Annotated in this window: 14 protein-coding genes; 4 read left to right on the top strand and 10 right to left on the bottom strand. The window is 59.9% G+C overall.

Going from position 1 to position 13,834, the window contains the following annotated elements:
- Nucleotides 1-9: 9 nt before the first annotated feature.
- Nucleotides 10-351, bottom strand: a complete 342-nt coding sequence (gene clpS, locus VXL81_RS13395) for an ATP-dependent Clp protease adapter ClpS (RefSeq protein ID WP_416545208.1) — start codon at nt 349-351, stop codon at nt 10-12.
- Nucleotides 352-439: 88 nt separating this feature from the next.
- On the opposite strand from clpS, the gene VXL81_RS13390 reads away from it, so the two are divergent.
- The 3 genes from VXL81_RS13390 (at nt 440) to VXL81_RS13380 (ending at nt 3,434) form a co-directional block, all read left to right on the top strand.
- Nucleotides 440-1,153 carry an HAD family hydrolase gene (locus VXL81_RS13390; protein WP_416554669.1) on the top strand — a complete coding sequence of 238 codons (714 nt, stop codon included), beginning with the start codon at nt 440-442 and terminating at the stop codon, nt 1,151-1,153.
- 50 nt (nt 1,154-1,203) lie between these two features.
- Complete coding sequence (locus VXL81_RS13385; protein WP_416538221.1) at nt 1,204-1,530, top strand: hypothetical protein; 327 nt, start codon at nt 1,204-1,206, stop codon at nt 1,528-1,530.
- A 323-nt stretch (nt 1,531-1,853) separates the two neighbouring features.
- Nucleotides 1,854-3,434 (top strand): D-alanyl-D-alanine carboxypeptidase family protein, encoded by a 1,581-nt coding sequence (locus VXL81_RS13380; protein ID WP_416538220.1) that lies wholly within the window; start codon nt 1,854-1,856, stop codon nt 3,432-3,434.
- Nucleotides 3,435-3,515: 81 nt separating this feature from the next.
- Here the strand turns inward: VXL81_RS13380 and ccoS are convergent, their stop codons facing one another.
- From ccoS to ccoN, 9 genes are all read right to left on the bottom strand, one after another.
- Nucleotides 3,516-3,674 carry a cbb3-type cytochrome oxidase assembly protein CcoS gene (gene ccoS / locus VXL81_RS13375; protein WP_024095921.1) on the bottom strand — a complete coding sequence of 53 codons (159 nt, stop codon included), beginning with the start codon at nt 3,672-3,674 and terminating at the stop codon, nt 3,516-3,518.
- Nucleotides 3,675-3,717: 43 nt separating this feature from the next.
- Nucleotides 3,718-5,898: a heavy metal translocating P-type ATPase gene (locus tag VXL81_RS13370; RefSeq protein ID WP_416554667.1), complete on the bottom strand. Its 2,181-nt coding sequence runs from the start codon at nt 5,896-5,898 to the stop codon at nt 3,718-3,720.
- Nucleotides 5,899-5,904: 6 nt separating this feature from the next.
- Nucleotides 5,905-6,375: a FixH family protein gene (locus tag VXL81_RS13365; protein WP_340546723.1), complete on the bottom strand. Its 471-nt coding sequence runs from the start codon at nt 6,373-6,375 to the stop codon at nt 5,905-5,907.
- Entirely contained in the window at nt 6,372-7,811 is a 1,440-nt protein-coding gene (gene ccoG, locus VXL81_RS13360; RefSeq protein WP_340546722.1) for a cytochrome c oxidase accessory protein CcoG, read from the bottom strand. The genes VXL81_RS13365 and ccoG overlap by 4 nt, the downstream gene beginning before the upstream one ends.
- Nucleotides 7,812-8,366: 555 nt before the next feature.
- Nucleotides 8,367-9,167: a transglutaminase-like domain-containing protein gene (locus tag VXL81_RS13355; RefSeq protein WP_416554665.1), complete on the bottom strand. Its 801-nt coding sequence runs from the start codon at nt 9,165-9,167 to the stop codon at nt 8,367-8,369.
- Between the two features lie 153 nt (nt 9,168-9,320).
- Nucleotides 9,321-10,190: a cytochrome-c oxidase, cbb3-type subunit III gene (gene ccoP / locus VXL81_RS13350; protein WP_416545200.1), complete on the bottom strand. Its 870-nt coding sequence runs from the start codon at nt 10,188-10,190 to the stop codon at nt 9,321-9,323.
- On the bottom strand, nt 10,187-10,384 hold the full coding sequence (locus tag VXL81_RS13345; RefSeq protein ID WP_340546719.1) for a cbb3-type cytochrome c oxidase subunit 3: 198 nt from the start codon (nt 10,382-10,384) through the stop codon (nt 10,187-10,189). Before VXL81_RS13345 ends, ccoP begins: the two co-directional genes overlap by 4 nt.
- Nucleotides 10,385-10,396: 12 nt before the next feature.
- Nucleotides 10,397-11,125 (bottom strand): cytochrome-c oxidase, cbb3-type subunit II, encoded by a 729-nt coding sequence (gene ccoO, locus VXL81_RS13340; protein WP_340546718.1) that lies wholly within the window; start codon nt 11,123-11,125, stop codon nt 10,397-10,399.
- 13 nt (nt 11,126-11,138) lie between these two features.
- Nucleotides 11,139-12,749, bottom strand: coding sequence for a cytochrome-c oxidase, cbb3-type subunit I (gene ccoN / locus VXL81_RS13335; RefSeq protein ID WP_340546717.1), 1,611 nt, complete (start codon nt 12,747-12,749; stop codon nt 11,139-11,141).
- Nucleotides 12,750-12,956: 207 nt separating this feature from the next.
- Here ccoN and VXL81_RS13330 point away from each other — a divergent pair, with 207 nt between their 5' ends.
- On the top strand, nt 12,957-13,796 hold the full coding sequence (locus tag VXL81_RS13330) for a universal stress protein (protein WP_416554663.1): 840 nt from the start codon (nt 12,957-12,959) through the stop codon (nt 13,794-13,796).
- Nucleotides 13,797-13,834 lie beyond the last annotated feature (38 nt).

The raw sequence follows: 13,834 nt of genomic DNA, 5'->3' as shown, positions 1-13,834 counted from the left end.
AGCCTCTTTTTATTCTTCTTTTTCCATCGTGCATTGCAACGGATGCTGATGGCGGTGGGCAAAATCCATCACTTGCCCCACTTTTGTCTCGGCGATCTCATGGCTGAAAACGCCGACCACCGCGACGCCTTTCTTGTGAACGGTGAGCATCACTTCGAAGGCCTCGGCATGGGTCATGCTGAAGAACCGTTCCAGCACCATGACCACGAACTCCATCGGAGTGTAATCGTCATTCAGCAACAGCACCTTGTAGCGCGGCGGACGCTGCGTTTTGGGTCGGGTCTTGGTCAGGACACCGAGATCGGTATCGTCATCTGAATGATCCGACATCATAACTGGCGTATGCAGCATTGGCACAGACTTCCGATCGTGGATGGATTTTGATGTCCCGCTTATATAGCCTTTCTGATGGATAGGAAAAGGGATTGAGAGTGTCGGATTGACTCGAAAATTGACAACAATTGGCTTCGATGCCGATGATACCCTTTGGCATAATGAACGATTTTTCCGCATCACCCAGGACCGCTTTGCCGAATTGCTGATGGATCACGTTCCCGATGATCTCGATTCGCAGGCTTTGGGGGAGCGGCTGCTGGCAGCGGAAAAACAGAACCTCGGGCGTTATGGATATGGCGTTAAGGGGTTCACCCTGTCGATGATTGAAACCGCCATTGACGTGACAGAGGCCCAGGTGCCTGCCTGCGTCATACAGGAGCTGATCACCGCCGGGCAGATGATGCTCTCCTACCCTATCGAGTTGCTGGAGAACGCGCGGACAGCGGTTGAAGCTCTGGCCGACAGCCACCGCGTGGTGCTGGTCACAAAAGGCGACCTGCTGGATCAGGAGCGCAAGCTGGCGCAATCCGGGCTGGGTGATCTGTTCGACGGGGTCGAAATCGTCTCGGAGAAGACGCCGCAGATCTATGCCGAAATTTTCCTGCGCCACGGCGATGGCGCGGAGCGGGCGATGATGGTTGGCAATTCCATGCGTTCGGACGTGGTCCCGGCAATCGAGGCAGGCGGCTGGGGCACATATGTGCCGCATGGATTGATCTGGGAGGTCGAGTTTGCTCCGGCGCCGACCCATAGCCCTCGATACACCGAAATCGCGGATCTGGGCGCACTGCCCGCGCTGGTGGCCGAGATCGGCTGATCCGCGCTATCGCGACTCTCGCCTTCATCACTCAACAAACGGACACACCAATGCCCCACGCCGAAATTAAATACAGCAGCGATCTGGATCTCGACATCCCCGCGATCCTGGCAGAAATCGAACAGGTCATCCTATCCCACGACGATGGGGCCGGTGATTGCAAGGGACGCGGCTATCCGACCGACGCCTATCATCACAGCCATGTTGTGGTGAAGGTCTCCGTTCTGGTGAAACCCCATCGCGATGCCGCGTTTTCCAACAGGCTGCTTGCGGCATTGAAAACCGCAATCACAGCACGAATCTCCACCCCCTGCGCCTTTTCTCTGGAGCTGGCCTACATGGGCCCTTTCTACACGACAGGACCGCATCACCCCTGACAGACTCGCGGATTCAGCCCGTCATGCCCTGCTGGAATCGCTCAATGGGCGGCGTGTCGGCCGTGCCTTGTTGCAGCAGGGCACCAGACGCAGGCGTGCAACCGCCAATAGCACGCGCCGCGGCAATTTTTTTCGCTAACACTTCCTTAACCAACCGCCGATCTAGTGGTCATCATTGCAGCGCACCACTAGATGTCGAAGAGCAAACTCTGAACTCGATTTTTCCTTAAAAACCGGGCTGTTTATTCCAAAGTGACCCTGTGCTACGCTTTTTTTAATACAGGCAAAAACGTCAGTCGGAAAACCGGCGACAAGAGGCAAAAATGGCAGATATCGTGCAGGTCAGGCGGACTCCGCTGATCCGCGCTTTGCGGGTGTATTCCCGTTTGGGGCGTTGGGTCTTGGGACTGGTTATTTTCCTATCGATGGTCGCAACTGCGCCGCCCAGTGCGATGGCAGCCCCCTATGCCGCGATGGTCATCGACGCCCGGACGGGCGAAGTCCTGCACTCCCGAAATGCAGACACCCGGCTGCACCCGGCCTCGCTGACCAAGATGATGACGCTCTATATTGCGTTTGAAGCCATTCGCAACGGCGAGATTAGCCTCGATACAGAGGTCAAGATCAGCCGTAACGCCGCATCCGAGCAACCGTCGAAACTGGGTTTGAAGGCCGGACAGCGCATCGCCTTTCGCTACCTAATTCGGGCCGCTGCCGTAAAATCCGCCAATGATGCCGCCACTGCCATTGGCGAGACACTCGCCGGATCCGAAGCCGCCTTCGCCCGCCGCATGACCCGCACGGCCAAGGCGCTTGGGATGTCTCGCACCACCTTCAAAAACGCCCATGGCCTCACCCAGAACGGGCATCTGTCCACCGCGCGTGACATGACCACGCTCGGGCGGCATCTGCTCTATGATTATCCCGAGTATTACAATCTGTTCTCGCGCCGTTCGGCGGATGCCGGTGTGCGCAACGTGCCCAACACCAACCGTCGTCTTCTTGCGGCCTATCGCGGTGCCGACGGGATCAAGACCGGCTACACCCGGGCCGCAGGTTTCAATCTCGTCGCCTCCGCAGAACGTGGCAACGAACGGATCATTGCCACTGTTTTTGGCGGCAAATCATCAACCTCTCGTAATGCCAAAGTCGCCGAACTCCTCGATCTTGGGTTTCGCCGCGCGCCAAGCAGCGCCAAATTGCGGCGGCCGGCGCGCCCGCCCTACCAGGGCAATCGTGGTCTTGGCACCCAGCTGGCCAGCGCTGACGAACCCGCAGCCGACGGGGCGGCGGGCAAGACCATCCGCGTCTCGGGTCTGGTGAAAACCAGCCTGCGCCCCAGACGCCGTCCAGGCGCCGCTGAACCTGAGGCCGCAACAGTGCTGGCCGAGGCTCAGACCGAGGCTGAGACCGAGACGACCACCAGCGAAATCCCAGCAGCAGAGGCACCACCGAAGCTGGATCGCGATGTCCTACAGGCCAGCATCACGGCGGCCATCGCCGAGGCAGAAATCGTGGCGGCCGTAGCCGAACAAACGGCTGCTCCGATTGCCAGGCCACGCCCCTTTGTAGGTCTGCGCCCCATGGCCCGTCCGGCACGGCTGGCCACGAACCAGACCGCAGCCGAGCCGGAACCGGTGGTTGTCACCCGGCTCTCAACCTCGGGCGGGCGCTACTGGGGTATCAACGTGGGCCGCTACGGCAGCCGCTATCAGGCCGAAAAAGTGCTGCTGCGCACGGCACTTGCCGAAATGGCAACCCTCGATGGCAGCCTGCGCAAAGTTGTTAAGACACCTCGTGGCTTTGATGCCAATTTTCTTGGCATGACCAAGGAGAGTGCGGCCCTCGCCTGCCGCCGCCTCTCTGCCCGCAACATCACCTGCGAAACGGTCGGCCCCTCCTGAAGCGGGCGACAAAGCCAATAGGAAAAGGCGCCTTCTGGCGCCTTTTCTTTTGCAGGTCCATGCCGTCACTCGAGCGTTCAATCACGGCTTGGGGTGATCATCCCATTCGTCGCTGAGAATCCTGCGCGCATCACCTTCTGGATCGTCATATTGGTTCGAGCGCACCGTATAGAGAAAACCGACAAGTCCCACGCCCCCCAGGAAAAGGGAGATCGGTATCAGATAGGTAAGTACGCTCATCTTGGCTCTCTTGAATTGGCCTGCCGGTCGCCTGCGGTCATCATCAGCGCAGGCGCAACGCGTTTAGGGATACTGTAATCGACGATGTCGACATCGCCAAGGCAGCCACAAGAGGGGTCGCAAGCCCTGCCACCGCCAAGGGAACCGCGATCACGTTGTAGAGTGTCGCAATGCGAAAGTTCTCGCGAATGCGTCGTGTTGCCTTCTGCGCGACATTACAGGCCTCGGCTATGGGGGCCAGATCCTGTCCCAGCAGAACGATATCCGACGCAACCCGCGCTGCATCCAGCGCCGAAGCGGGCGAAATGGACACATGTGCTGTCGCCAACGCAGCAGTGTCATTCAAACCATCACCGACCATCAGCACCCGGTGGCCCGCGCTGGACAAGGCCGAGACCTGATCGCATTTATCCTGCGGCAAGGCGGAGGCCATCCAGTTCTGGATCCCGAGGCGGCCTGCAAGTTCGCTCACCGCTCCTTCAGTGTCACCCGAAATCAGCCAGACGTCCTTTCCCGCCGCCTGCAACGCTTCTACCGCCGCAGCGGCGCCGGGACGCAGACTATCCGAAAACGTCAAAGCCTGTGGCGCACCATCACCGCGATCAAGATAGGCGGCGGTCTTCTGCCCCGGCGCCGCGCCAACCCATGCCGCGCGCCCCAGACGCACCCGCTGCCCCCCGTGCTGCCCCCCGGTGCCAAATCCCGGCACCTCTTCCTGCCTTGTCAGCAACGCAGGCTCAATCCCGGCCTGTTCCGCAGCACGGCAGATTGCAACCGACAGCGGATGATCAGACCCCTGTGCCAGCGCATAGGCCAACCGCTGATCTGGCAGAGACAGCTGGTCGAAGTCATCGCATTGAGGGTTGCCATTGGTCAGCGTGCCGGTCTTATCGAACACTACGATATCGACCTCAGCGAGACGTTCCAGCGCAGTTGCGTGTTTGATCAACATGCCTTTCTTGAACAGCCGCCCCGAGGCCGCAGTTGTCACCGCAGGGACCGCCAGCCCCAGCGCGCAGGGACAGGTGATGATAAGCACCGCAGCGGCAATATTCAGCGCCACTCGCATGTCGAAGGTAAAGAGATACCAGCCAAGGAAGGCCAGCGCGGACAGGATATGAACCCCGGGCGCATATAGCTTCGCCGCGCGATCCGCCAGCGAGGTATAGCGTGACCGCCCGGACTCTGCGATGGCGACCAGATCGGCAAGCTGATGCAGGGAACTCTCGGCCCCGACGGCGGTCGCGCGCACAATCAAGGGTCCGGTCAGATTGACCTCACCCGCCGAAACAAGGCTCCCAACTTCGGCAAAAACCGGCAGCGTTTCACCGGTCAGCAAAGAGCGATCCAGTTCCGACTGCCCGTCCAGGACGACACCATCCACAGGCATCCGACCGCCCGGGCGTACCAGAATACGATCGTCAATGGCCAGATCGGCAACGGCAACCTCCGCCGGTTGCCCGGCCTCATCCAGCCGCAGGGCGCGCGGGACCTCCAGTGCCGCCAGTTCCTCGGCCGCAGAACGCGCCACAGCGCGGGTACGATGGTCCAGATAGCGACCGGCCAGCAGGAAGAACGTCAATGTCAGCGCCGCGTCGAAATAGGCGTGTTCACCAGAGAGCGAGGTCTCCAACAGAGAGGTCACCAGCGCCAGGACGATTGCCAGAACAATCGGCACATCCATATTGAGCCGCCCCACCCGCAAGGCCTGCCAGGCGTTGCGAAAAAAAGGCTGCCCGGCGAAGAGGATCGCCGGGAAGGTGATCGCCGCAGAGATCCAGTGGAACATGTCACGGGTTGCATCGCTTGCCCCTGACCAGACCGAGACCGACAGCAGCATCACATTCATCGACGCGAAGAAGGCCACCGCCAGACGCATCAGCAGCTCACGTCCCGCCTGATCGGTCTCGGTCGCGCCCAACGCCGACAGGTCAAGCTCGTGCGCCTCGAACCCAAGCTGTTCCAATACTGGCACCAGATCAAGCGCACGCAACTCGGGATCGGCCTCAATCAGCGCGCGTTTCAGAGTGAGATTGACCCGAGCGCTCCGCACGCCCGGCACCGCATTCAGACCCCGCTCCACCGTGGAGATGCAGGCCTGACAATGAATACTGGGCAGCGACAGGGCCAGACGTGCCTCGGTCGGCGCCTGCTCAACCGCGCCGTTTGGCGCTGCGACGCAGCCGGGGCATGCGGCCAGTTGGGGGCCAAAGGCGGTGCTCATGGCCAGTTACCGCGCCACATGCAGGATGACCCGCTGCGTGAATTCGGTGCCATCCTCGGCCCGGGCCACCATTCGGATGTTCCAATTGCCCGCGCTCAGCTGCGCAGCTGCGACATAGGCCGTACCGTCAAAGCGAAAATCAGGTGTCTGATCATCCTTCACATGGGTGGCACGGCCGAGTGTCGCTGCCAAATGTGCCACCTCAACCGGTGCGCCATTGGCATCGGTGATCTCCAGTTTCACCTGATCCCCGGCGGCCGAGGCATAGACTGACCAGCCCAGAGCCTGCTGCGCATCGCGACGGGCATCGAAGCTCTGGCTTGCGACATAGCTGTTCTTGACCTCCAGCCCGGGAAACGTCCGCACCGCATTGACCGCCAGCGCGATATTGACAGCGATGATCACGGTGAAGGCGCCGCCGAAGATCATAAGCGCGTGCCAGCCGGTGAACTGTCGTGTCGGTTTGCCCTCGGTCATTGGCTGCTCCCGTTCCCGTTAAAGCTGGTATCCTTATACGCACGTTCGCCATTGTCGATATCTGCAACCCAGATCCGCACCGGCGTGCTGCGCGCTGCGGCGGCATCGGCGGATTTCGGTGCCACGATATAAACGCGCTGAAGCAGGCTGGTATCGGCAGGCACCGTGACGATCGAGCCATCAATGCCTTCCAGCGTGAGCTGCATGCCTGGCGCTCCCTTGATCGAAAGTTCAAACGGGCGTGGCTCTCCAGTCTTGTTCCGCAACCGCACATCATAAGTGTTACGGATCGAGCCGTCCGAGAGCGTCACAAAGGTCGGGTTGCGCACCGGGGCCACCGTCAACTCGATGTCCGAACGGATGAACAGGGCAAACAGGAGCGCCAGACCAACGCCCCCCCAGAGTGCCGTATACATCAGCGTACGCGGGCGCAGGATATGCTTCCAGATGTTCTTGGGTGGATGGCCTGCGCGCTCATTCGCCTCGTCACTGAGCGCCATATAGTCGATCAGCCCGCGCGGCTTACCGATCCGTTCCATCACATCATCGCAGGCGTCTATGCAAAGCGCACAGGTGATACATTCCATCTGCTGACCATCGCGGATGTCGATCCCCATCGGGCAGACGTTGACGCAGGCCATACAGTCGATGCAATCGCCGTGGACCAGCCCCGGCTCATCGGTCTTGCGCGGTTTGCCGCGCGGCTCTCCCCGCCATTCGCGGTAGCCGACGGTCAGCGTATCCTCGTCCATCATCGCCGCCTGAATGCGTGGCCAGGGGCAGGCGTAGATACAGATCTGCTCACGCGCAAAACCACCGAAGAGGAAAGTGGTCCCGGTCAGGATGGCAATAGTGGTATAAGCGACCGGGTGGGCATTCCCGGTGACAAGATCATGCAGCAGCGTCGGTGCATCTGCAAAATAGAAGACCCAGGCCCCCCCGGTTGCGAGACCAATCAACAGCCAGAGCACCCACTTGGTGATCCGCAGACGCGCCTTGCGAAAATCCAGCTTCTGTTGGCGGTGCAGGCGAAGGCGCGCGTTCCGATCCCCCTCGACCCAGCGCTCGACCAGGATGAACAGATCCGTCCAGACCGTCTGCGGGCAGGCATAGCCGCACCAGACACGCCCCAGCGCCGAGGTGAACAGAAACAACCCCAGGCCTGCCATGATCAGCAAGCCCGCAACGAAATAGAACTCATGCGGCCAGATTTCGATCCAGAAGAAGTAAAACCGCCGATTGGCCAGGTCCAGCAACACCGCCTGATCGGGCAGCGCCGGACCACGGTCCCAGCGGATCCATGGCGTCAAGTAGTAGATCCCCAGCGTTACCGCCATGATATACCACTTCAGGTTACGAAAGGCGCCGGACACGCGGCGGGGGAATATCGGCTCTCGGGCTGCATATAGGCTGGGGGCGGGATCGGAATCGCTCACGGACTCACTCCAAATCTTGCATTGTTGTAGCGGTTGTCCCAGATGCGCCCCGGACGAACCTTGACGTGGATCAAACGCGTATGCGGAACACATCTTTGCCGTCGCGACGACATCGTCAACCGGGCGCGGCAATCCGTCCGAAACCACGGCGCGCCCAATAAATCCATAAAGTAGAGGCCTTTGCGCTCCTCTCCCCGCGGTCGGCCGCGTCGCCACGTCGCAGATGTGACACCAGGGCGCAGCCGCGAGATGTCACCGGTCCCGCGCTCCGGGAACAAGCCTAGCGTGATTGTGGCCAGCGGGATAGAACCCAATCGGCTGAGCAACCGGCACCGCATATGGAGATGAACGCTTGGGATAGCGAGAGCGTCGGCTTTTCAGGAAACGCGCGAACAGATCGAAAAGCCGACGCTGGGTCCGTTTCCCTGCAAGACAGGTGGCGGACTGGACGGCCACCGGCGCTGGAAAGGGCACATCGGTGGCACTGTCTGATGAGGCAAGACTATCCGGCCTCCCGTCCATTGTATTTGACCGGGATCAAAGACCGGCCAAAATCTACTCTCCCTCTGTTGAATACGGGCCGGTGTCCGCGGTAAGAAGCGGACTGGAGAACTGCGGCTCCAATGTACTGCTCCCACCTGGCAGTACCGGCACCTGCCCGCGACGGATCCCGGCGACCCGATGGTTCATCCAATGACGAATGGCATTCCGATAGAGCCAACCGCGTATGCCGCGCAGGTCCTGCCGGTGGCGGGCGTAGAAGGCATCCGGGCTATCGAACACACCAAGATCTGCATTGATCCCGGTTTTCTGAATATAGGTGTCGCGCCCTTGCCATGCGACCATCGGCGCTTGCAGGCAATCGGTGCCAGCGCCATAGCCACAAAGCGTGTCGCGCCCCGGAAATGCCGCCTGCAAAGCCCCGAGCACGCCCTGATCCAGGATGAAACCCTCCAGGTTGATCCATTGGCCGTCCAGCTGAACCTCAACCCAAGAATGCAGGATATTGCGCGGAGCCATCCAATACACCAGTTCGGGTACAACACCGCGCTGGAGGCTCTTATCAATGGTGAAGCCATGCAGACGACACGGAATGCCAAGCGCCCGCAGCAGCGCCATCAGCAAGGTTGCCTTGGTATTGCATTGGCCGTAGCCGTCCGCCAGAACCTGCGATGCTGTCCGCGTATCAGCGATGTTATAGCCAAACAGAATATCATTGCGGACGTAGGTATAGGCGGCGCCGATCCGGTCAGCGGGTGCGAGCTGCTGCCAGCCACGCTCTGAAATCAAAGCAGAAATTGCTGGCGCGGTGATATCCAGCATAGAGGTTGCGGTAAGGAAGCGGGTATCTGACATGGGGTCACCTATCTGGTTGCCCCACCCTGCTAAACCCTACAGCAACTGTAGCTTCAAGCAAAAAATCCGCCACCACTCACCTTATCAAAACACAGATGGGGCCGCCCGAAGGCAGCCCCAGAGATTATATCTAGCGACACGAAACAGGCAGAGCTATTCGCCGCCACCCAACTGGTGCACATAAGCCGAAACCGCGCGGATCTGCGCCTCGGTCAGACGCGTGTTCCAATTTGGCATGACCCCGTAACGTGAATTGTGGACGGTCTCTGTCAGGGTTGCGTAATCCCCGCCATAGAGCCAGATGGCATCGGCCAGGTTCGGAGCGCCCTGCGAACGGTCACCGGTACCGTCCTCCATGTGGCAGGAGGCGCAATTGTCGGCAAAGACCACCGCGCCCGCCTCCACCTTCGTCGCATCCTGAGGATCGCCCGAAAGCGACATCACGAAGTTCACGACCTGATCAATCTGTTCCTTCTCCAGCAACTCATCGCGACCAAAGGCCGGCATCTCCGAATAACGCGCCTCGTCGCTTTCTTCGTTGCGGATCCCATGGGCGATCGTCGCGTGGATATCCTCGATCGATCCGCCCCAAAGCCAATCGTCATCCAACAGGTTCGGATACCCTTTGGCCCCGGCGGCACCGGCACCGTGACACTGGGCGCACCAGGTCTTGAACACCGCAGAACCAGCCGAGACCGCATAGCCGTTCAGCTCGGGGTCGGTGGAAATCGACGCAAGCTCAATCTCCTCAAGGCGGCTGTTGATCGGGGCATTCGCCTCGTTCACCGCGGCGATTTCTTCTGCCACCAGCGCCCGCGAGTTCCAGCCCAACACACCTGCAGTCGCAGACTGGATGCCCGGCCAGGCCGGATAGGCGATGGTATAGCCAATGCCCCAGATAATGGTCGCGTAAAAGGTCCAGAGCCACCAACGTGGCATCGGGTTGTCGAACTCCTCGATCCCGTCCCAGCTGTGGCCGGTGGTATTCGGATCGTCCTCGAACTTCTTCACTTTCTTGCTCATGACCGCGCCTCCTTGGCTTTACCCATTTCTGGGGCGGGTTTGTCTTCATGCCGGAAGGGGATGTTGGCGGTGTCCTTGTAGACCTTGCTGCTGCCGGGGCGGAACGCCCAGATCACAACAGCCAGGAAGAACACGAACAGAAAGAGCAACATCCAGCTGTCCGCAAATTCCCGAAGCAGAGTGTAGATATCCATGCCTGCCTCCAATCAGCGGTTGGCTGCGGGGGTGAAGGTTGAGAAATCAACCAAAGTCCCCAGCATTTGCAGATAAGCGATCAGCGCGTCGGCCTCGGAGATCCCCGGCTGACCGTCGAAATTGCGGACGCTGACCTTCTCGCCATAGCGCTCCAGAAGCCCGTCATAATCGGCGTCGGGATTGCTCTGGGCGCGGAAGTCGGCCTCTGCATTTTCCAGCATCTCGTCGGAATAGGGCACACCGACAAAAGCGTTCGCCGCCATCACATCGCCGATGTATTCGCCGTCAATCCGGTTGTTCTCAAGGAAGCCATATTTGGGCATCACCGATTCCGGGACAACCGACTGCGGGTCGCGCAGGTGATCCACGTGCCATTCGTCAGAATAGCGGCCACCCACACGGGCCAGATCCGGGCCGGTCCGTTTGGACCCCCACTGGAAGGGATGGTCATACATCGACTCCGCTGCCAGCGAATAAGGACCGTAACGTTCCACTTCGTCCCGCATGGGGCGGATCATCTGGCTGTGGCAGACATAGCAGCCTTCGCGGATATAGATGTCACGCCCGGCCAGCTCCAGCGGGGTGTAGGGGCGCATGCCTTCCACCTCTTCGATGGTGTTTTCCAGCCAGAACAGCGGTGCGATCTGGACCAGCCCACCGATGGTGACAACCAGAAAGCTGCACACCAGAAGGAGGGTCGCATTGGTCTCGAGGATTTTATGTTTGTCGAGAATTGCCATTGTCCGGCCCTCCTTATTCAGCCGGAACCGCAACGGTCAGGCTGGCCTCTTTGGCCGGCGCCCGTCGTACGGTCATCCAGAGATTGTAGCACATGATCAGAGCACCAGCGAGGAACAGGACCCCGCCGAGGGCGCGCACCACATACATCGGGAACTTTGCAGCCACGGTGTCGGCAAAGGAGTTCACAAGGAACCCGTTGGCATCCACTTCACGCCACATCAGGCCTTCCATAATGCCGGTCACCCACATCGACGCCGCGTAGAGAATGATGCCGATTGTCGCCAGCCAGAAGTGCCAGGACACCAGGCTGAGCGAATAGAGGCGCTCACGTTTCCACAGGACCGGCACCAAGAAGTAGAGGGCACCAAAGGTGATCATGCCGTTCCAGCCAAGCGCACCGGAGTGAACGTGACCAATGGTCCAGTCGGTGTAATGCGACAGCGAGTTCACCGCGCGGATCGACATCATCGGACCTTCAAAGGTGGACATGCCATAAAAGCCGATCGAGATCACCATCATACGGATCACCGGGTCGGTGCGCAGCTTGTCCCAGGCACCCGACAGTGTCATCAGGCCGTTGATCATGCCGCCCCAGCTGGGCATCCACAGCACGATGGAGAACACCATGCCAAGGGTCGACGCCCAATCCGGCAGCGCGGTGTAATGCAGATGGTGGGGACCCGCCCAGATATAAAGGAAGATCAACGCCCAGAAGTGGATGATCGACAGCTTGTATGAAAACACCGGTCGTTCCGCCTGCTTGGGCACAAAATAATACATCATGCCAAGGAACCCCGCGGTCAGGAAAAATCCGACGGCATTGTGGCCATACCACCACTGCACCATCGCATCCTGCACACCGGACCAAAGGATCACGGATTTGGATCCCCAGATGCTGACCGGGATCGTCATGTTGTTAACCAGATGCAGCATCGCCACGGTGACGATAAAGGCGAGGTAGAACCAGTTGGCCACATAGATATGCGGCTCCTTGCGCTTGATAACGGTGCCCAGGAACACCGCGAGATAGGCAACCCAGACGATGGTCAGCCACAGGTCAACGTGCCACTCCGGCTCGGCATATTCCTTCGACTGGGTCGAGCCGAAGAGATATCCGGTCGCCGCCAGCACGATGAAGAGCTGATAGCCCCAGAACACAAACCACGCCAGATTGCCCCCCCAGAGACGGGCGGCCGAGGTGCGCTGCACCACATAAAAAGATGTCGCAATCAGCGCGTTACCGCCAAAGGCGAAAATCACCGCCGAGGTATGCAATGGACGGAGCCGCCCAAAGTTCGCCAGCCCCTGCGCCCATTCGAAGTTCAGGACCGGAAAGGCCAGCTGGAAGGCGATGAACACCCCGACCAGAAACCCGACCACCCCCCAGAACGCGGTTGCGACCACACCGGCGCGTACAACACTGTCAAAGTACTCGCCCTGTAACGATCCCGTTGCAGTCACAGGCTCATCGGTGTGTTGTAGGGTGTATAGAAACAGCCCACCAGCCACGATCATGATGATGATCGCATGAACCTGATAGGCCAAATCCCGCGCGTAATTGGTCGCGATCATCGCAAAGAGCGTGACCAAGCCAAGCGCGATCAGCTTGATATAATTAGACATCTTGCGTCCCTTTTCCTTGCCCGACACGATTCTCTGGGTCGCGTCAGACAGATTTTTTCTGAGCCTTAAATGCAAAACTGCGCCGGACAACGCCTTGATCTGTATCAAGACGGTTCGCCGCAGAATGTGAGAAGCACTTTCACAATGGCGCAACACGCGGCACAACCACAAGTTTGTTGCGGTCGCTCATACTCATGTGAGGTTAATATGTCCTACAAAACACTACTGACTGTGCTGACCACACCCGCAAACACCGGATCACAGCTGGAGCAATCCATCTCGCTGACCCGCATGAGCGACGGCCATCTGGATGCCCTGTGCCTGGGGGTGGATCGCACCCAGACCGGGTACTACTACGCCGGTGCCAACGCGATGGTACTGCAGGAGACCCTTGCCCGCGCCAAAGAGGAGGTGGCCGAGATCGAAACCGCCGCCACCGAGCGGCTGACGCGATCCGCCGTGACTTTCAACGTCGAGACCGGTGTCGCGCAAATGGCCGATATCGGCCGTCATGTTGCACGAATGGCGCGGTTCTCTGATCTTGTCGTTTTGGGCCAGCCCTATGGCAAGGATCGCCCCGCCGAAGCGGAGGCCATCGTCGAGGCCGCCCTATTCGAAGGCCGCGCGCCGGTACTGGTGGTTCCAGATGACTGCCCACTGCCCGACCAACCCAAAACCGTTCTGGTTGCCTGGAACGAAAGCATCGAAGCGATGACCGCCATTCGCAAGGCGCTGCCGATGCTTCAGGCAGCGGATGTGGTGCGTGTGGTGGTGATTGATCCGCCGCAGCACGGTCCAGAACGTTCCGATCCAGGCGGAATGCTCTGCCAGATGCTGTCACGCCACGGGGTCAAATGTGAGATCGACGTACTGAGCAAAACAATGACCCGGGTCTCCGATGTGCTGAACCGCCACGCCGTGGATACGGCTGCCGATCTGATCGTAATGGGCGCCTACGGCCATTCCCGGTTCCGCGAGGCAATCCTGGGCGGTGCGACCCGCAACATGCTTGAGAAGGCCAAAGTCCCGGTTCTGATGGCGCATTAGCTGCGGTCCAAAAAAGAAGGGGCCGCGGTTGCTGGCCC

This window comes from Phaeobacter sp. JH204B, assembly GCF_048055755.1.
In the GTDB taxonomy this organism is placed as follows: Bacteria; Pseudomonadota; Alphaproteobacteria; order Rhodobacterales; family Rhodobacteraceae; genus Phaeobacter; species Phaeobacter bryozoorum.
This window is presented reverse-complemented; position numbering and strand designations above follow the sequence as displayed.